Annotated in this window: 17 protein-coding genes; 2 read left to right on the top strand and 15 right to left on the bottom strand. The window is 36.2% G+C overall.

What is annotated here, in order from left to right; translation table 11 throughout:
- The first annotated feature begins 83 nt into the window (after positions 1–83).
- A complete protein-coding gene (locus tag RUH95_RS04040) occupies positions 84–2,222 on the top strand; it encodes a cell division protein FtsA (RefSeq protein ID WP_313891551.1) in 2,139 nt (712 codons plus the stop codon).
- 406 nt (positions 2,223–2,628) lie between these two features.
- On the opposite strand, the gene RUH95_RS04035 is transcribed toward RUH95_RS04040, so the two are convergent.
- The 10 genes from RUH95_RS04035 to RUH95_RS03990 all read right to left on the bottom strand — a co-directional run bounded on the left by RUH95_RS04035 (position 2,629) and on the right by RUH95_RS03990 (position 12,181).
- Complete coding sequence (locus RUH95_RS04035) at positions 2,629–3,201, bottom strand: YtxH domain-containing protein (protein ID WP_313891550.1); 573 nt, start codon at positions 3,199–3,201, stop codon at positions 2,629–2,631.
- A 21-nt stretch (positions 3,202–3,222) separates the two neighbouring features.
- A complete protein-coding gene (locus tag RUH95_RS04030) occupies positions 3,223–3,675 on the bottom strand; it encodes a DUF948 domain-containing protein (RefSeq protein ID WP_313891549.1) in 453 nt (150 codons plus the stop codon).
- A 139-nt stretch (positions 3,676–3,814) separates the two neighbouring features.
- The gene (gene murC / locus RUH95_RS04025; RefSeq protein ID WP_313891548.1) at positions 3,815–5,113 is read right to left on the bottom strand and encodes a UDP-N-acetylmuramate--L-alanine ligase; all 1,299 of its coding nucleotides are present in this window, start codon (positions 5,111–5,113) and stop codon (positions 3,815–3,817) included.
- Between the two features lie 126 nt (positions 5,114–5,239).
- Complete coding sequence (locus tag RUH95_RS04020; RefSeq protein ID WP_397469478.1) at positions 5,240–7,411, bottom strand: DNA translocase FtsK; 2,172 nt, start codon at positions 7,409–7,411, stop codon at positions 5,240–5,242.
- A gap of 115 nt (positions 7,412–7,526) precedes the next feature.
- Positions 7,527–8,132, bottom strand: a complete 606-nt coding sequence (gene ytpR / locus RUH95_RS04015) for a YtpR family tRNA-binding protein (protein WP_313891547.1) — start codon at positions 8,130–8,132, stop codon at positions 7,527–7,529.
- Positions 8,129–8,944 (bottom strand): DUF1444 family protein, encoded by an 816-nt coding sequence (locus tag RUH95_RS04010; protein ID WP_313891546.1) that lies wholly within the window; start codon positions 8,942–8,944, stop codon positions 8,129–8,131. Before RUH95_RS04010 ends, ytpR begins: the two co-directional genes overlap by 4 nt.
- A gap of 62 nt (positions 8,945–9,006) precedes the next feature.
- On the bottom strand, positions 9,007–9,321 hold the full coding sequence (locus RUH95_RS04005) for a thioredoxin family protein (protein ID WP_313891545.1): 315 nt from the start codon (positions 9,319–9,321) through the stop codon (positions 9,007–9,009).
- 13 nt (positions 9,322–9,334) lie between these two features.
- Positions 9,335–9,847, bottom strand: coding sequence for a hypothetical protein (locus RUH95_RS04000; RefSeq protein ID WP_313891544.1), 513 nt, complete (start codon positions 9,845–9,847; stop codon positions 9,335–9,337).
- A gap of 74 nt (positions 9,848–9,921) precedes the next feature.
- Positions 9,922–10,440: a DUF84 family protein gene (locus RUH95_RS03995; protein WP_313891543.1), complete on the bottom strand. Its 519-nt coding sequence runs from the start codon at positions 10,438–10,440 to the stop codon at positions 9,922–9,924.
- Positions 10,441–11,107: 667 nt separating this feature from the next.
- Entirely contained in the window at positions 11,108–12,181 is a 1,074-nt protein-coding gene (locus RUH95_RS03990; RefSeq protein WP_313891542.1) for a M42 family metallopeptidase, read from the bottom strand.
- Between the two features lie 165 nt (positions 12,182–12,346).
- On the opposite strand from RUH95_RS03990, the gene RUH95_RS03985 reads away from it, so the two are divergent.
- Positions 12,347–12,661 carry a hypothetical protein gene (locus RUH95_RS03985; RefSeq protein ID WP_313891541.1) on the top strand — a complete coding sequence of 105 codons (315 nt, stop codon included), beginning with the start codon at positions 12,347–12,349 and terminating at the stop codon, positions 12,659–12,661.
- Between the two features lie 102 nt (positions 12,662–12,763).
- Here the strand turns inward: RUH95_RS03985 and RUH95_RS03980 are convergent, their stop codons facing one another.
- The 5 genes from RUH95_RS03980 to RUH95_RS03960 all read right to left on the bottom strand — a co-directional run bounded on the left by RUH95_RS03980 (position 12,764) and on the right by RUH95_RS03960 (position 18,561).
- Entirely contained in the window at positions 12,764–14,815 is a 2,052-nt protein-coding gene (locus tag RUH95_RS03980) for a HAMP domain-containing sensor histidine kinase (protein WP_313891540.1), read from the bottom strand.
- The gene (locus RUH95_RS03975; protein ID WP_313891539.1) at positions 14,802–15,488 is read right to left on the bottom strand and encodes a response regulator transcription factor; all 687 of its coding nucleotides are present in this window, start codon (positions 15,486–15,488) and stop codon (positions 14,802–14,804) included. The genes RUH95_RS03980 and RUH95_RS03975 overlap by 14 nt, the downstream gene beginning before the upstream one ends.
- Before the next feature lie 209 nt (positions 15,489–15,697).
- On the bottom strand, positions 15,698–16,609 hold the full coding sequence (locus RUH95_RS03970; protein ID WP_313891538.1) for a sigma factor regulator N-terminal domain-containing protein: 912 nt from the start codon (positions 16,607–16,609) through the stop codon (positions 15,698–15,700).
- Complete coding sequence (locus RUH95_RS03965; protein ID WP_313891537.1) at positions 16,609–17,100, bottom strand: RNA polymerase sigma factor; 492 nt, start codon at positions 17,098–17,100, stop codon at positions 16,609–16,611. The genes RUH95_RS03970 and RUH95_RS03965 overlap by 1 nt, the downstream gene beginning before the upstream one ends.
- Before the next feature lie 204 nt (positions 17,101–17,304).
- Positions 17,305–18,561 carry a nucleoside permease gene (locus RUH95_RS03960; RefSeq protein WP_313891536.1) on the bottom strand — a complete coding sequence of 419 codons (1,257 nt, stop codon included), beginning with the start codon at positions 18,559–18,561 and terminating at the stop codon, positions 17,305–17,307.
- Positions 18,562–18,628 lie beyond the last annotated feature (67 nt).

Raw genomic sequence — 18,628 nt, 5'->3', positions numbered from 1 at the left:
GCCAATGCTTTTAAAAATGTCACGCATTAATTTTAGCGCTTCAACTCGCTAAAGTGTTTATTGGAGAAAAAGGACGTGGGAAATTGTCATCTAAATTATTTGCACTTGATATTGGAACAAGATCTGTTGTAGGAATTATACTTGAAGAACGTGAGCAAGCTTTTCATGTAGTCGACATTTTAGTCGAAGAACATAAAGAACGCGCAATGGTCGATGGTCAAATACATAATGTACTAAAAGTCGCTGAAGCAATTCAGTCCATCAAAACACAATTAGAAGCAAAGCATGGACTTCTTGAAAAAGTAAGTGTGGCCGCGGCTGGTCGTGCATTAAAAACAGAGCAAGCGATTGTTCATATGGATATTAAAAATAGACCTATATTCTCTGACGATGATATAAGCCGATTAGAGCTTTCAGCCGTGCAAAAAGCGCAATCTAATTTGCTTACACATGAAACAGCAAAACAAACTAGTCACTACTACTGTGTTGGATATAGTGTATTATACTACCGATTAGACGGTGAAGAAATTGGAAGCCTAGTAGACCAACAAGGCATAGAAGCATCTATCGAAGTAATTGCCACTTTCCTACCTAGAGTAGTCGTAGAATCTTTATTATCAGCACTCAAACGCGCTAATTTAGAAATGGAAGCTTTAACATTAGAACCAATTGCCGCTATTAATGTTTTAATCCCCCCAACGATGAGGCGATTAAATGTAGCGCTCGTTGATATCGGTGCAGGAACATCCGATATCGCGATTACAGATTATGGGACAGTTATTGCCTATGGAATGGTTCCGAACGCTGGAGACGAGATTACAGAAGCTTTAAGCGATCATTATTTACTCGACTTCCCATTAGCAGAAAATGCGAAGCGAGCTATTAACAATCAAGAGTTTATCCAAATCCAAGATATTTTAGGATTTGATCAAGATATTCCAAAAGAAGAAATAATTAAAGCTATTCGACCAGCGACAGAGGAATTAGCTACCTCTATTTCAGCAGAGATACTTCGACTCAATAATAACCAGTCACCAAAAGCAGTCATGCTCGTGGGAGGGGGCAGTTTAACGCCATCCTTAACGAAAATTTTAGCTGAAAAGTTAAACCTTCCTGAAAATAGAGTAGCAGTGCGTGGAATAGACGCAATTCAAAACTTAACAAAAGAAGAACATATTCCGATTTCACCCGAGCTCGTTACTCCAATTGGAATCGCAATTGCTGCAAAACGCGCGCCAGTACAATATATGTCAGTTGAAGTAAATCAGCAAGTCATTCGATTATTCGAACTAAAAGAAATGAACGTTGGCGATGCATTTCTAGCTGCGAATATTTCAGCTCGAAAACTATATGGAAAACCTGGGGCAGCTCTTTCCGTGCAAGTAAATGGTAGAGATATACATATACCAGGTGAGCATGGAAAACCTGCAGTAATCCAAGTAAACGGACAAGCTGCAAATACAAAAACGCTCATTAAAAATAAAGATAAAATTGAGCTTTTAGAAGGTCAAGACGGAAAACCTGGACAAGCAACCGTTCGTGATTTACTCGATGATGCCTCTACCAAAACGGTCACATTCCAAGGCGTGATGCATATCGTCGAGCCTACAGTGAAAGTAAATGATGTAAAAGTTCCACTTGATACACCTTTAAAAGAACGAGATAAAATTACAGTAGAAACGCCACAAACAGTGGAGCAAATCTTGCATTCTCTTCAAAAAGAAAGCTATTTATCTAAACTAAAACCTTTTACAATCCAAATCAATAAAAAGAATCATTACATTCCAGAATTTTCAACTACTCTATTATTAAATAATAGTCCTATAAAATTGCAGTATCCCGTGCAAGACGATGATGTAATCCAAATAAATGCAGCTAGCACACCTACTTTGCAACAAGTGGCTGATCAGCTAGAACGAAAATTAGTAGACCAAATTAAAGTTACTTTCCAACAACAAGATGTCGAGCTTATTAAAGAATGTGCGCATGTATCCATTGGTGAAAAAAGCCTTCTTCCAGAAGATTTAATCACAAACGGGACAAGCCTTAATTGGCAAGAGGTCAATTCGTCTCCTTGGATATTCCAAGATGTGTTTCGATTTTCAGACTGGACATTACCAAATTCCACTCGATCTTTTCAAATAATTAAAAACGGGCAAGCTTCCGGATTCAACGAAGACATTTTTGGTGGAGATCAATTGGAGATTATTTTTACGAATTAAGATTTTTTAATTGATAAAATAGTTTCTGGCTCGCTCCAGGCGTCACATTAGGCTATACGATGAACGGTAAAATTTTAAAAGCTTGTTGGAAGTGGCTGCGCCGCCTCCAACAAGCTTTTTCTTCGTTCATTGTATGGCAAATGTCCGCTTTCCTCTCGCCAGAAACTTCAGGTCCAAGTAGCAAAATGCTTTTGGTAATAGGAGAAGCATGTGATATTCTATATACTTTGCAGGACGCCAAAGATACAATTTTGGCGTCTCTTTGTAATCTCTTTTCGACGAGTAACCGCAGGACCACAGGAAGCGGTTGAACACGTCCGCTTGGAACGGCATCCATGTCACCACTTTATATACTTTCCATAAAAAAAACGAGTTAGAAGGCATGTCCCACTAACTCGTTTTCGTTTTAACTATTTGATTTATTATCTTCCATAACTTCTACTACTGCATCTTTCAACGCTTCCGAAACAGAAGTTGTCTCTTCCTCAACAGCCACTTCTTCTGATGTATGAGAAATAGTTTCCATATAATCAATCGGCTCTTCACCTTCAGAAGAAACAGTACCATCATCTAACGGAGAAACTGGCTTTGCTTTAATAGACTTCACTTTATCAACAATTTGACCTGACTGCTCTTGCAATTGCTTCGACAATTGAGTTGTCTTTTCTTTCGCAGTTGAAGACAAATCTTTCGTTTTATCCTTCAATTGAACAGCTTGAGTAGAAATATTGCCACGTAGCTCTGTACCTGACTTTGGAGCTAATAATAATGCAGTTACAGCACCAATAATTCCACCAATAAGAGCACCGATGATGAAGTCTTTTCCATTTACATCATTATCATCTCTACTCTCATTGTAGTACGGAGATGGTGGATACATTGGCTCCATTTGTCTAGCGTATGATGCTTGATTCGCATAATACTCATTATTATACTTCGATTCATTATAATTTGGTTTATTGTTTTCATAATTACTCATCTGAATTCCTCCAAAAATTAATTATTTTTTTGAATCGTACGAATAATGCTCCGCTTCTTCTACTGCTTTACGTTCTTTCCACTTGCTGCGAACTTCTAACAACACGTTGCTCCATTGAATAACCTGTGCAATTTTCTCTTCATTTTTCTCTACTTCCGAAGTTACAGACGTTGTAATTCGTTGGATAGATTCATTAAATCCAGTAACAGAAGTACCTACATTTTTCACTGCGTCTACAACCGTATTTAGCTTTTCCGACTTTTCTTGAATGTCTGCTGCTAAGTCGTTTGTTTTATGAAGAAGTTCCGCAGTTTCTTTCGTTACATTTTGTACATGTACATCTAAACCTTCCAGTGTGCTTGCAACATTATTCAATGTTTTCTTCACTGAAAACAAAGTAACTGCAAGACTTATACAAAGTACTAAAAATGCAATTGCAGCTATAATAGCAGCTATGTATAAGAGATTTACCATGACGCATCCTCCTCCAGTTTCCTACAATATTTTACCCTAAATAAGCAAAATTAAACTACTACCTATATACTATACTACTTTTCTTTGAAAAATCCTTTAAAAAAAGCATAATCCAACTTACGGATTATGCTTTTTTCATTTATTTAAGTTTTCGCTCAAATGCTTCTTGATACTTTTGAACATCTCCTGCGCCCATGAATAAATAAACAGCATTTTCATGTTTTAGCAATTGATCAACGGAATCTTCTTGTAAAATATGACTGTTGTCAATAATATCAGCAAGCGTTTGAATCGTTAAATCTCCAGCATTTTCTCTTGCTGAACCAAAAATATCACATAAATATACTTGATCTGCAAGGCTTAAACTTTCGCCAAATTCTTGCAAAAACTTTTGTGTACGTGTAAATGTATGTGGTTGGAAAATAGCGACCACTTCTCTAGCTGGATACTTTTGTCTTGCGGATTGGACCGTTGCTTTTATTTCTGTTGGGTGATGCGCATAATCATCGATAATAATACGACCATCGATGACTGTTTCCGTAAAGCGCCTCTTCACACCCTCAAAAGTTTCCAGCCCTTTTTGAATAATATCTGCTGGCACTTTTTCATAATGACAAAGGGAAATAACTCCCAAAGCATTCAACACGGTATGATCGCCAAATAGAGGGATAGAAAAACGATGGAAAAGCTCATTCCGGATAAAAACATCAAAAGAAGTACCTTCTGTCGTTTTCTCTATATTCCTTGCTGCAAAATCATTATGCTCTTCAAATCCATAATAAAGAACAGGTACTGGAGCTTGAATTTTTTGTAAATATGGATCATCTCCACAAGCAAAAATACCTTTTTTCACTTGCATTGCCATCGTTTGAAAAGCATCAAATACATCTTCAATATCTTGGAAATAATCAGGATGATCGAAATCGACATTCGTCATAATTGCATAATCAGGGCTATAAGCTAAGAAATGTCTGCGGTATTCACATGCTTCAAATACAAAATTAGCAGCATCTTCCTCCCCTTTTCCTGTCCCATCTCCGATTAAAAAGGACGTTGGACTATAGCCACTTAATACATGTGCTAATAACCCCGTTGTCGATGTTTTCCCATGTGCTCCAGTTACTGCAATAGAAGTAAACTGGTCCATATAATCACCTAGAAAATCATGATATCTAATGACAGAAAGCCCAAGCTCTTTTGCTCTAACTATTTCTGGATGTGTATCTGGGAAAGCATTACCTGCAATAATCGTCATACCTTCTTTAATATTATTCTCATCAAATAATAGAACATTTATGTTTCGATCATGTAACGGCTTCTCCGTAAAAAAATACTTGTCAATATCAGAACCCTGTACTTCATGTCCGATATCATGCAAAATTTGCGCTAACGGACTCATTCCAGACCCTTTAATGCCTGTAAAATGATAGTTTGTCATACGTTGTAAACCTCCTGGGATATCCCACTCAAATACATAGTTTTTTATCTCTTGTAATAAGCATTCGTCCTATTAGACGTATTCCCCATTATATCATTATTTATTCCGGAATATTAATAATCTATATTAACTAAAAATTTCTTCTAAGCTATCATCGGAAAGTAATACATCTCTTGCTTTACTACCTTTTTGCTCTGTTATATAACCATTTTCGTACATTGCATCTATTAATCTTGCCGCTCGGTTATATCCCAAATGGAATTTACGCTGCAATAAAGACGTCGAAGCAGAACCCTGCTCCACAATAAAACGGCATGCTTCCTCAAATAATTCGTCTTGCTCCGCTATATTTTCCGCTTTTTTTAGTAATTCCTCTTGTTCAAACAGGTATTTAGGAGTTCCTTGACTTCTCGCATACTCAATTACTTGCTCAATTTCTTCATCGGTTACAAATGTTCCTTGAATTCGAACTGGACTGGACATCCCATTCCCTTGATAAAGCATATCTCCTTTTCCTAAAAGTCTCTCTGCACCTTGTTGATCTAAAATCGTACGTGAGTCGATTTGAGAAGAAACAGAAAATGCAATTCGAGTTGGGATATTTGCTTTAATAAGACCTGTAATAACATCGACAGAAGGACGTTGAGTCGCTAAAGCCAAATGAATACCACAAGCTCTCGCCTTTTGAGCAATACGACAAATAGCATCCTCTACTTCTGCAGGAGCCATCATCATCAAATCCGCTAACTCATCAATGACGATTACGATATAAGGAAGCTTTTGCGCAAACTGTCTTTTCTCTGTTGCAAGCGTATTATATCTACTAATATCTCTTACACCAATATGAGCAAATAACTGATACCTTCTTTCCATCTCCTCCACAGCCCATTTCAAAGCAGCAGTTGCGGCTTTAACATCTGTAATTACCGGGCTTACTAAATGCGGAATATGATTAAAAGGAGCAAGCTCTACCATTTTAGGATCGATTAACAAAAGCTTCACTTCTTCTGGCGTTGCTTTATATAAAAGACTAATAAGCAATGAGTTAATAAAAACTGATTTGCCTGATCCTGTTGCCCCTGCGATTAATCCATGTGGCATTTTTCGCAAATCTAGTGTTACTGGCTTACCCGTAAGGTCTAATCCAAGTGCTACTTCTAAAGGCGAATCCGACTCTAAAAAAACATTTGTATGAATGACTTCGGATAATCGAACAGCACGAGATTTTCTGTTCGGTATTTCTATACCAATCGAGCTTTTCCCGGGAATCGGTGCTTGAATTCGTATGTCCTTTGCAGCAAGTGCGAGCTTTAAATCATCCGCCAAATTACGAATTTTGCTCACTTTTGTTCCGTTTCCAACCGTTATTTCAAATTGCGTAACAGCTGGCCCTTGCACCATCTGTACCATTTCTCCTGCTACTTGAAAATGAGATAATGCTTCAATTAGCTTAAATGCCTGCTCTTCCATCCACTCTTTATCTTCATTTTTCATCTCTGGAGGAAGTAAATAACTAAATGAAGGCTTTGCATAATTAGAAACCTGCTCCATTTCATCCGTTTGTGGCAACTCTTCTTTTGGAACACTCACTTCTTGTACAGGCATTTTTACTGGCTCAACGAGCACGGGTTTTACTTCTATTTTATTCACTTTTTCTTTATCTGATTTAAGCATTAATACATTAAACGGCCTGATACTTTCTTTTCGCGCTTCCACAACAGGAGGCGCAATTTCAACTGGCTTTATTTCTTCTACTACTAAAGGAGTTTCCTCTACTTTTTCGATAAACTCCACTACGTTTGATTCTTCTACAATTGGAATGATTGGTTCTTCCGCAATTGGAATAATCGGTTCTTCTATAGCTATCTCTGTCTCTACTAGTTCCTCTTCCTTTTTATCTCTAGCAAAACCGTAAACTGGAGATGGAACATTAGTTGGAGTAAATGCTTTTTTTCGTTTATTAACGATCGGTGGAGCTTCTTCTACTTCTTTTTTCGCAGCACGATGAACAACTGGCTTTACTTCTCTTTGCGCCCATCTTTCCTGCGTGTATAAAGGCTTCACAAATTGTTCTTCTTCTATTTTTTGCTGGAAATAAGGCTCTTCTACTTCCTTATTTGCAGTTTGGTGCCCATACAGCTGCTGCTGCTGCTTTTCTTCATCCGAAATTAGCGGAAATCGAAAAGGTGTTTTGGAGCGTGCCGAAGAAGCAAACGGTTGTTGCTTTTCTTCTTTTACTTCATATTCTTCTATATATTCATCATCATTGTTCATAAATAATTTTTTAAACCAATTCAAATTCATCACTCTTTCTAGTCGTTACCTTCTATTTTACCAATAATAACGGGTTTCGTCCTTATTATATTATAGAATCATATAAAAAAAGCACACCATTTAGGTATGCTTCGATTTATTAAACTAAAAATGGGCTTCCAACCTCTGCTTGTTCTTCTAAAACTAAAATACCTTTTACTTCTGGAGCATCCGGTATTGCTAGTTCACGTGCGGAACAAATCATACCACTAGAAGCAATTCCACGTAATTCTGCATCTTTAATAAGCATACCAGATGGCATCACTGCTCCTACTTTTGCAACGACCACTTTTTGCCCAGCTTCTACGTTTGGTGCTCCACAAACAATTTGTACTGTAGCTTCTCCAACATTTACTTGGCAAACTTTTAACTTATCCGCATTTGGATGTTGCTCTAATGATTCCACGTAACCAACAACAAACTTCGGAGACAAATCTACAGTCAGTGTATATTCCACACCATTTGTTTGAAGTGCTTGTTGTACTGTTACTACTAACTCACCTGTTAAAGTAACATTTCCAGCTGTTTCAATTGTCGCGTATTTACTAAACGCGAAAATATTAATCGCTACTATTTCTTTTGATTGCTCGTCTTTTACTAAAGTTACATCGCCTTTTACTTCCATTATAACTTTTTCGATTTTTTCTGGTGTTAATTGGATTAAAAGTACATCACCAATTCCTGCGCGGTTGTAAAAAATATTCATTTTTCTTCGTTCTCCTCTACTACTCGATTTTTTGCCATAATAAAGATCGGCTCTAAATCTCCATTTTCATAAATAAATGATAAAGATGTGATTGGTACGGTTCCAACTGTAAAGAAGTGCATCGTCATTTGAGCTAAAACATCGTAACCTACTTCATTTCTTATATCTCCCACTATCATAACATCTTGATGGGGTACAGAAACAGTCATATCTCCTTCTATCATGTTTTTCATCTCTCTTAATAATGATTCATTGAGCATACGGCTTGCGTCGTAGCCATCATTATTATTAAAGAAATAAAAGAAGTTTCCCGCCACTTCATCTTTTTTATAATTATTTGCTAGATTTCTCACTTGGAATATTGCTCTTTCACGTATTTCCGTTTCTCGAATATTCCAGCCCTCTAGCATTTTTTCATCTAATAATCTGTATGTGTTACCAAGATCCAATGCATAAAAAATTCTTGTTTCCGCTGTATGATCTTTTGTGATGAATTTATTGCCTTCATTCGACTTTAAGGGAAACGAGGTAGAACGAATAATTGGATAAACAGAAGATGCTGGATCAATTTCACCAGCTTGTTCTTTCACCATCGCTTCAAATGTTTGATGAATTGTATATACTACTTCTTCAATTACACGATCTTTTTTCATTTCGTATTTCGCCAATATTGGAGGAACGGAAATGTCGATCCCTTTTTGAATTGTTTTATGTGTTAAACGGAGCATATTTGTCTCCCGATTAAAATCATAGTCGTACTTTTCTTCCGATAATTTCGTTTTCAATAGCTGTATTAGTTCTTGCGCTTTCATAGCCCATCATACCTTTCTATAAACATAAGGAAACGGCCCACGACTTGTGAACCGTTGCGATATTAATTAAATTGAAGAAGAAATGATTCGATCTCTTCTCTTGTTTTACGATCTTTGCTAACAAAGCGGCCTTTTTCCTCACCTTTATCAAAAACGATAAAACTTGGTATTCCAAAAATATCTAGTTGGACACAAAGGTCAATGAATTTATCTCGGTCTACTGAAAAAAATTGAAAGTTAGTAAACTGCTCTTCTACTTCGCCCATAAATGGATCGATGAAATGGCAGTCAGGACACCAATCGGCTGTAAACTTAAAAACGACCTTTTCCTGTTGCGTAAGCTGCTCAAATTGTTCCATTGACGTTAGATTTTCCATTGTAGTTCCTCCTTTAATTGATGGAAATCGAACGAACGATCTTCATCATGTTCTCTAAATTAGATGCAATATTTTGCTGCTTTGATATAGTTGTAAGCTTAATACCACCGATACTAGTAACTAGTTCAAAGTTGTCCGTATCACTTTCTAAAATCGCTGCGAAGCCAAAACGGCCATTTTGTTCGAATGTATTCTTTTCAACTATTTTTATATTAGTATCAACCATCATTAGATCATAATACAATTGACTACTAGGTAGCTCATTTGGATTCATAAATAATACGTACGCATCTTTTCCTTTAGACAAAATAACATTGTTTTGATCTGAGCCTTCGTCTACAGAAAAACCACTTGGCAGAAAAAACTTCAAATTATTTACTTTCTGATTTGTTTTTTCAGCATCACCTTGAAAAACTAATTTTGCATTTTCAATTCCATTTGTTGCTTGTTCCTCAATTGAAGAGCAACCAACTAATAAAATGACAGCAATTGACGCGAGAAAAAATCGCAGCCATTTTCGGGTCATTTTTCTTCCTCCATTCAATGCATAACTGCTATATATTTTAACGATGAATCAGCTTTCTTGCAACCACAAGCGCTTCACATTTTTTTAGTCAATTCGTATTGCCCGATCAACAAGAGCATAATATGCTCAAACATATCGCTTCTTTTTACTAATCCGTTCGTAAATACTCCTATTGCACCTTCATCATGCCTTATGCCTTTCTTATTAGTATAGACGTCCATAACAGGGCCAAGTTCCCCACCAGTTCTTAACTGATTTGCCACTTCTTCTGGTATTGGTATCCCTGCTCCAGTAGCTGTAAATAGCTTGCCGTCATTTGTAGCCAAGGCGCCCCAATTGCAAATATACATCACTCCATCTATGTCATTTACTCCACCTTCTAAGCCTATTCCAAAAGAAGCGTCGGAATGAATCATTAATTGCTGTGCTCGGTTAATCGCACCTTGTCGTGTTTCTTTATCGCTCATCGGTTGCTCTGAAACAAGAGACGGTACTTCTTTATTTTCAAAAACAGCTTGCGGATAATAAATACTTGAGATTGCCTGTACTGCTTTTGTTTTAGCTCTATTATTGGTTCCTATTAATATTTTCATACATTTGATCTCCTATTATTTTTAGTTTGATATATTATGTAACGATTGTTGATTAACCATTTTATATTTTTGTTCGTTTTCTAAAATAAAGTGCGTCTTAATGATAGTTTCCTCTGGGGTTTTCGCTACAGGGGTGGACGCTTTGCGCGGGCGTTGCCTCAGCCGCTTCCTTCGCATGCGCTCAGTCCAGGGTCTTCGGCTAACGCTGTTCCCGCCGGAGTCGCCCCCCTTTCGCTTCAATCCATTAGGGCTGGCTACTTAGTTAGAATGGTGGAGCCATTTCTTAAAAAGAGAGAGCAAATGAATGCATTTCCAACTAAACCATCCATTTTTCCAACTAAAATAGAGGGAAGCTAAATGGAAGTGTAAAAGCATTGAGATGAGGAAAAATCATCGTCACTTTTTATAGATAAGCCCAAATCTCCATGAAAAATAATCTATATAAATAGCCAATTACTTATTGCCGTAGCGCGCCGGGCCGCATGAGCCGAAGTATGAGACCCACTTTGGCGCAGCACAAGTTGGCTCATGTAAGGTGCGGCAAGCGCGGAGGCATAGTGGCTATTCGTTAAGACACACTTTATGTAAAGTACGAATGATGAAGCGCAATCCATTCTTCTCTCTAAAAAAAGATGCCTTAAAGGGCATCTTTTTTTCCTAACTATTATCAAACGTTTGCTTTAATCGTTTCCAGCGTTGTTCGATCACAAGATTTCACTAACTTCACGATCAATTCTTTCGCAGCTGCATAATCATCCGTATGGATAATGGAAGCAGATGTATGAATATAACGTGAGCAAATTCCAATTACTGCACTTGGAACACCTTCAAGCATCGTATGCACACGACCTGCATCCGTTCCACCTTGAGAGATGAAATATTGATACGGAATATTATGGGTCTCTGCTGTATCTAATACAAACTCTCTCATTCCACGGTGAGTAATCATTGTGCGGTCAAAAATTCGTAAAAGCGCCCCTTTTCCAAGCTGGCCAAATTCATTTTTATTGCCTGAAGCATCATTCGCAGGGCTTGCATCTAAAGCAAAGAAAAGATCAGGATTAATCATATTCGTAGATGCTTGTGCACCTCTCAGCCCAACCTCTTCCATTACGTTTGCACCGGAATACAACATATTTGGCAATGTATCATTTTGCACTTCTTTTAATAATTCAATCGCAAGTCCACAGCCATAACGGTTATCCCATGCTTTCGCCATAATTTTTTTATCATTTGCCATTGGCGTAAACGGACAAACTGGAATAATTTGATCGCCTGGTTTAATACCCATTCGAAGCACATCTTCTTTATCGTCAGCGCCAACATCGATCAGCATATTTTTAATATCCATTGGTTTATTTCGTAACTCATCACTTAATAAATGAGGAGGAATCGATCCAATAACACCCGGAATTACTTTTTCATTCGTAACAATTTCAACACGCTGTGCCAATAAAACCTGACTCCACCAACCACCTAGCGGCTGAAAACGGATCATCCCATTATCGGTAACTCCCGCCACCATAAAACCTACTTCGTCCATATGACCAGCAACTAAAATTCTAGGACCATTTTCGTCCCCTTTTTTAACTCCAAAAATACCACCTAAATTATCTTGAATAATTTCATCTGAATATTTAGATAGCTCGCTGCGCATAAATGCACGAACAGCATGCTCATTTCCTGGAGCTCCTGGTAATTCTGTTAATGTTTTAAATAGTGAACGCGTTTCTTCATTCATAAATAAAAGCCTCCTAAAGCTGCATACGATTATATTACTAAAAACATCCTCTTCTATTGTAATAAAAGTTTGAATAGTTTACCACCTAAATACTTCGCATCTCGAAAAATTTAATCCGTTGGCAATTTATGATAAACTAAATAAAAGACGTAAGGAGGAATCGTAATGAAAATTCGTGACTATATGTTGGGCCTTGGAACAGGTGTTGTAATTGGTGTAATTGCTAGCCAAGCTGCAAATAGAATGGATATAAATCGATCTGCGGAATTAGTATTAAAAGATATTAAAAACTCCTTTAAACAAGAAGGTCCAATAGACGGTTCATGGATTTATATGAGTCCAGAACCATTTCAAAAAGAAGCAATCCACATTAATGTGTATAAAGGCGGTATTTCCCGTGTGAAAAATGGCGATTTGGAACAATATGAATTCGCTGCCGATGCAAAGACTGGTACGGTTGTGGAGTTAGTGAAAATATAAGGTGACCGAAAAAATGCGCTCTTGCAACAGAGCGTTTTTTTATGCAAATAAATACACACAGAAAAAGAATAGGACACTCACATGTCCTATTCCTTCTCCACATTATTCATTTGAAAATTTCGGTAAATAAATCATTGCCTTAAATAAATCGCCATCTACTTGAACTAAGAATTTTCCGTGCTGTATGTGGATAAGGCTTTCGGCAATCGACAACCCCAATCCGCTACCTTGACTTGATCTCGATTCATCGCCTCGTTTAAAGCGTTCCATTAGCTCATCGACTGAAATATTTAATTCATATGCTGAAATATTTTTAAATGTTACGAGTAGTTCATTTCCTAAATCTTCAACATCAATATATACCCTTGATGTAGGCTGTGCATATTTAAAAATATTCGAGAATAAGTTTTCGATGGAGCGCCATAGAAGTTTACCATCCGCCTTCACATACACCTTTTCTGTTGGGTAGGCTAACTTAAAATCTAATGATGATGCTTCAATTTTTTCATCCATTTCTCCTATTCCTTGCGTTAGTAATGATACGATATCAATTCGTTCTAACTGAACAGGTATACTTCCACTTGACGCTTTAGCTGCTTCAAATAAATCATCCGTTAAGTGCTTCAGCCTTTTAGATTTTTGATCTAACACGTCTATATATTCTGCAATTTTTTCAGGGTCGTTTTCTATTTTTAATAAATCGACATACGTAATGATGGATGTTAAAGGCGTTCTGATATCATGTGAAACATTCGTAATGAGCTCTGTTTTTAAGCGCTCGCTCTTAATTTCACTATCCACAGAGTTTTTTAACCCATCGGTAATACGATTAATATTCGCTGCAAGTCCGCTAAGCTCTCCTTTTCCATCTACGTCAATTCGATGCTGAAGGTCTCCATTTTTAATATGCTCGACGCCTTCTTTAATGCGGTTAAATGACTTTACCTTTCTCATCGCAAACCAAACTGCTAGACCAATCGTAATCGGGAACATGAAAAACGTTGCCGCAACGACTACTGGATAACCAATGACAAGTAACGTGGTTTTTACACCTATACTGCCGCTATCAAAGATATTTTTTACTGCAAGAAAGGCCTTTTTAAGTAGTCGATAAATAAGTGTATGCGAAAGTATTGTCCTATTTTTCATATGCTTGATGAGCGATAAAATCAGCAGTAAAGCAATGCCAAAAATAGGTATCGTGAGAAGTATATTCATATCACGGAACACTTCAATAAACATCGCTATCCACATCATTGTTAAAGAAACGACAATTGCAATATTGAGATCATTATATAGTTTGTCAATGACATTTAAATGAATCACTTTATCTTTAAATGACTTTCTTCCAATAACAATGATTAAGTAAACAAAAGATAAAATAGACACTGCTAGAAATACAATGAATTCATTAAGCAAATTTGTAGCTAGCGCTTTTCCCTTTTCCCACTCTTTTATTTTTTGTTGTAAGAAAGATTCTGTAAACGCTACATACATGACGCCTGATTGTGGATTCAACTTATCAACTACGTATGGAAGGTTATCAAAGTAATGACTTTCTTTCGCTTCATTTGGATAAAGCTTTTGTTGATAATCCTCAAATAGCATATAGGCACCATAGGATTCAAATTGCTCTTTTTTATTGACTATGCTATTGGAAAATTCTTGCTCACCGTTACTCGCATAATAGACGATACCTTCTTTTGCTTCTAGTGTGCTACGTAATCGATAAAAATCTCTTACTTGAGCATTCATGCTTTTGTCTTTTTCACGTTGTATCTCATCTGCATGTGTTTCTTTAAATATGCGACGATTTTCTGCCTCATTCAAATCATGATTATATTTGTACGAATAAAGAAAATCATTAAATAAATTTTCTTCGATATTTCTACTATCTTCCTCTGTTAGTGTCTTCCCACTTAAAATATGTTCTTCACTTTTGTATTGACTGATTAATTCCGCTAAGGGTGCAATAACGCCATAACTTTCATCGGCAAATGCTTGGCTTTCAAAATAATTTTCTTGATTGATACTACTAAGATGAACCTCATTTACTTCCATATTAATAATTGCCCTCACTGTACCTGTTATACAAACGACGGCAATCAGAAACACAACCATTTTCGTAATGAGTGCATGACTAATATTTCTCAACTTTATACCCAACTCCCCATACAACTTTTAAATACTTCGGCTCTTTCGGATTAATCTCAATTTTTTCTCGAATCTTTCGAATATGAACCGAAACCGTATTTTCTGGATTAACCGCTCTTTCATTCCATACCTTTTCATAAATCTCTTCAATTGTGAATACTCTCCCAGCATTTGCTGTGAGAAGCTTTAAAATTTTATATTGCACTGGTGTCAAATAAACTTCTTCTTTATCTACCGTAATGATTTTCTGTTCATCATCAATCGTGAGCCCACCAACTTGAAATACATTACTACTCACTTCAAGACTCCCAAATGTCGTATACCTTCTTAGCTGCGATTTCACCCTGGCCATAAGTTCTAGCGGATTAAATGGCTTAGCCAAGTAATCATCTGCTCCGATATTTAATCCAAGTATTTTATCATGATCCTCCGACTTAGCAGAAAGTATAATTAACGGAATCATATTATCTTGCCGAATCTTTATCGTCGCCGTAATTCCATCCATTTTTGGCATCATAATATCCATAATAATTAGATGAATAGCGTGATCTCCAATAAGTTCGATTGCCTCTAGCCCATTGTAAGCTTTGAATACTTTATATCCCTCATTTTCTAAATAAATACTAATCGCTCTTACAATTTCTTTATCATCATCACAAATCAATATGTTCAACTACATTCACTCCTTCAACTCTTTAGGCTCACCTGATCACCCCTATAGGATTCGTATAAGGATATAATACTAATTAAATCTTAACAAACTTACACACCAATTCTTATAACTTTCTTAATTTAAATAAAGGCCGATTTTCTATGAGTATAGAAAATCGGCCTTCGTTTTATTTATTCCAGAATAAATAGGTAACCCTGGTGTATTACTCGTTATTTTTCGGGTTTAATATAAGGGACAATTCGAGCAGTAGCTCCTACTGAAGCACCACGAATAAAATCCTCATTTTCTAGAGCTTTAAAATTTTGAGTTTGGCCAGTAAGCATTACCCCTGAAATTTTCACTTCATCGAACTGTTTATTTTTATTTAAATTTATAAGCTCTTGGATTGTTTCATTATTACCATAAGCATCATAATTTTTAAGTGCCCCAATAAAGCTATTGTATGCTTCTTTCGGTGAATCGGATGGATCAAATCCATAAACCTGCACACCAGCAGGCCCTTTACTTTCATCTACAATTGGCGAGGTCATGTACAGCCATACGATGTTTAAATTATCGGGAATTTTTGCTTGTATTTCTTGTAATGTATAAGGCTGATCGAAAGAAATACCAACTTCAGCCACGTAATTTTCCATTTGTGAAACTTCACTTAGTTCGTTTTGTATACCATCATAATATTCTTTAATAGATGGATGATAAAATGTCGCAACTTTATTTTTTGTTTGTTTATCATATTCATAGGACCCTGTATCAGAGCGATAAAATCCAGGAATTAACTCGTTGTGATCAATCATAATGCGAATCCAATCGTACGAACTTGTGAGAGTGCTCCATTGAACTAGATATCCGTTAATATTTTTAGAACGATTCGTAATAATATTGCCCCCAAACATGGATGAATTACTTGTTACTTGTGAGTTGATTTGAATATTAGGTTGGGCAATTTCATTATGTAAGAAAAGCTGTTCGTGAAGTCTTGTAGAATTTTTTGCTGCAAAGTAGTTACCTGTTTTATAAACGACTGGTAACAATATTAGTACGACTACAATTGAAGTAATGATAATTTTTAGTAGTTGTTTTCGTTTAGCCTTTTTTAAAGCACCTTTTAATGAACTATCCATCACTGTTTTCCTCCTACTTTTGAATGAATAAATTTACGTGCGCGATATAATTTTTGCTTTACATTGTCTACTTGAATGCCTAAAATAAGAGCAATTTCTTCGTATGAAAAATCATAGTAATACTTTAAAAAGAAAATTTCTTTATATTCTATTTTGATGTCTTTTAATAAATAGAAAATCTCATCTTTATTTAAAATCGTATCAAACTCGTGATCTGTGTGTTGTAGCTTTGAATAAATTTCCTCCGTTAAGTAAATATTTTGCTGATCCTTTTTCCTTTTCAAATCAATATACTCATTGAGTGACACCCTAAAAAACCACGGACGTATATTGTTTTCTGTCAGGTCATCCAACAGGACATAAACTTTGTAAAAGCTATTTTGAATAATATCTTCCGCATCATCTTTTTTTGCACCTTTCGCCAGTAATAGGTGGAACACTTCCTCTCCTAGACAGATAAGATAGGAGGCTAGCTCATTTTCTTTTTTCATCTTTTTTCCTCCCTACACCTATACAACGAATAAGCACGTATAAAAGTATACACATACATTCATTTAAAATTTTTATTAATGATCTGAAAAATAAAAAACAAGCATATTCGTATGATTCGAATATGCTTGTTTCTATTCTATTTTGAGACCGTAACTAGTCAAATGAGGTTGATACTTCTATAACAAAATGATAAAGAATATCTATTAAGCAACATTATTTACATTCTTCATTGCATCACGGTCATTCTTGTATTTAAAACTTAAAGCAAAGACAATTGCAAGGACGAGTGTATATGCTGCAAAAACTAACCAGATACTTTGCCAATCCTTCACTCCGTTAATAGTGAAATAATCAACCAGTTTCCCACTAAGAATAGCTCCTACATAAGCACCAACGCCGTTAACCATTGTCATGAATAAGCCTTGTGCACTTCCACGAATTCGATGATCCACTTCTCTTTCAACAAACAAAGATCCAGAAATATTAAAGAAATCAAATGCAGCACCATATACAACCATTGATAATAGCAATAAAATGATTCCTACATTAGATGGGTCACCAAAGGCAAAAAGAACAAAGCGTAATGTCCACGCTACCATACTCAACAACATTACGGTCTTAATTCCAAATTTACGTAAGAAAAAAGGAATCGCAAGAATAAAGAATACTTCAGCAATTTGTCCCATTGATAACAAAATTGCTGGATATTTAACAACAAGACTATCTTCATAGTTACTGTTTGACCCAAAATCATGTAAAAAAGGGTCAGCAAATGCTGTGTTAATTTGTAACGCAGCACCTAACAGCATAGCAAAAAGGAAAAAGATAGCCATTCTCTTGTGCTTAAATAATACAAAAGCATCTAGGCCTAAAAGACTTACTAATGACCTATCCTTTTTAACATTTGATGTCGGACAATCTGGCAGTGTTAATGAATAAAGTGCAAGTAATAAGGAAGCACCCGCAGCTATATATAGCTGCATGTTGCTCAATTCAAATCCACCAAGGCTAACTACCCACATTGCAAGGATAAAACTCATTGTTCCAAAAACACGAACTGCAGGGAAGCCTTTCGTTGTCTCAATTCCTTCTTTTTCTAAGCAAAAATAGGAAATCGTATAGGATAAAGAAATCGTCGGCATGTAAACCATTGCGTTAAAAAGCATCGCCCAAAACATAAGCTTAGGATCTGACATCCCTGCTGCTGAAAATAAGAAAATCGCTCCAAGGAAATGGCAAATTCCATATAATCTATTTGCCTTTATCCAACGATCTGCAATAATCCCTACAAGACTTGGCATTAGAATAGAAGCAAGCCCTATTGTGCTATAAACACTTCCAACTTGTGTGCCAGAAAATTGTAATGTATTGAACATATATGAGCCAAGTGTAACAAGCCAACATCCCCAAATAAAAAACTGAAGAGACATCATAATTTTAAGTCGTGATTTTATAGCCATTTTTTCCTCCAACATTGCTTTTGTGATCAAACTAAATTTTAAAAAATCCTGATATTTTCATGTTATA

Origin of the sequence: Psychrobacillus sp. (assembly GCF_032154225.1) — a bacterium.
Lineage (GTDB): Bacteria > Bacillota > Bacilli > Bacillales_A > Planococcaceae > Psychrobacillus.
This window is presented reverse-complemented; position numbering and strand designations above follow the sequence as displayed.

Bases quoted from the DNA above. Each gene is read 5' to 3' on its own strand.
- RUH95_RS04035 (WP_313891550.1), bottom strand. From the start codon at position 3,201: ATGAGTAATTATGAAAACAATAAACCAAATTATAATGAATCGAAGTAT.
- RUH95_RS04030 (WP_313891549.1), bottom strand. From the start codon at position 3,675: ATGGTAAATCTCTTATACATAGCTGCTATTATAGCTGCAATTGCATTT.
- murC (WP_313891548.1), bottom strand. From the start codon at position 5,113: ATGACAAACTATCATTTTACAGGCATTAAAGGGTCTGGAATGAGTCCG.
- ytpR (WP_313891547.1), bottom strand. From the start codon at position 8,132: ATGAATATTTTTTACAACCGCGCAGGAATTGGTGATGTACTTTTAATC.
- RUH95_RS04010 (WP_313891546.1), bottom strand. From the start codon at position 8,944: ATGAAAGCGCAAGAACTAATACAGCTATTGAAAACGAAATTATCGGAA.
- RUH95_RS04005 (WP_313891545.1), bottom strand. From the start codon at position 9,321: ATGGAAAATCTAACGTCAATGGAACAATTTGAGCAGCTTACGCAACAG.
- RUH95_RS04000 (WP_313891544.1), bottom strand. From the start codon at position 9,847: ATGACCCGAAAATGGCTGCGATTTTTTCTCGCGTCAATTGCTGTCATT.
- RUH95_RS03995 (WP_313891543.1), bottom strand. From the start codon at position 10,440: ATGAAAATATTAATAGGAACCAATAATAGAGCTAAAACAAAAGCAGTA.
- RUH95_RS03990 (WP_313891542.1), bottom strand. From the start codon at position 12,181: ATGAATGAAGAAACGCGTTCACTATTTAAAACATTAACAGAATTACCA.
- RUH95_RS03985 (WP_313891541.1), top strand. From the start codon at position 12,347: ATGAAAATTCGTGACTATATGTTGGGCCTTGGAACAGGTGTTGTAATT.
- RUH95_RS03970 (WP_313891538.1), bottom strand. From the start codon at position 16,609: ATGGATAGTTCATTAAAAGGTGCTTTAAAAAAGGCTAAACGAAAACAA.
- RUH95_RS03965 (WP_313891537.1), bottom strand. From the start codon at position 17,100: ATGAAAAAAGAAAATGAGCTAGCCTCCTATCTTATCTGTCTAGGAGAG.
- RUH95_RS03960 (WP_313891536.1), bottom strand. From the start codon at position 18,561: ATGGCTATAAAATCACGACTTAAAATTATGATGTCTCTTCAGTTTTTT.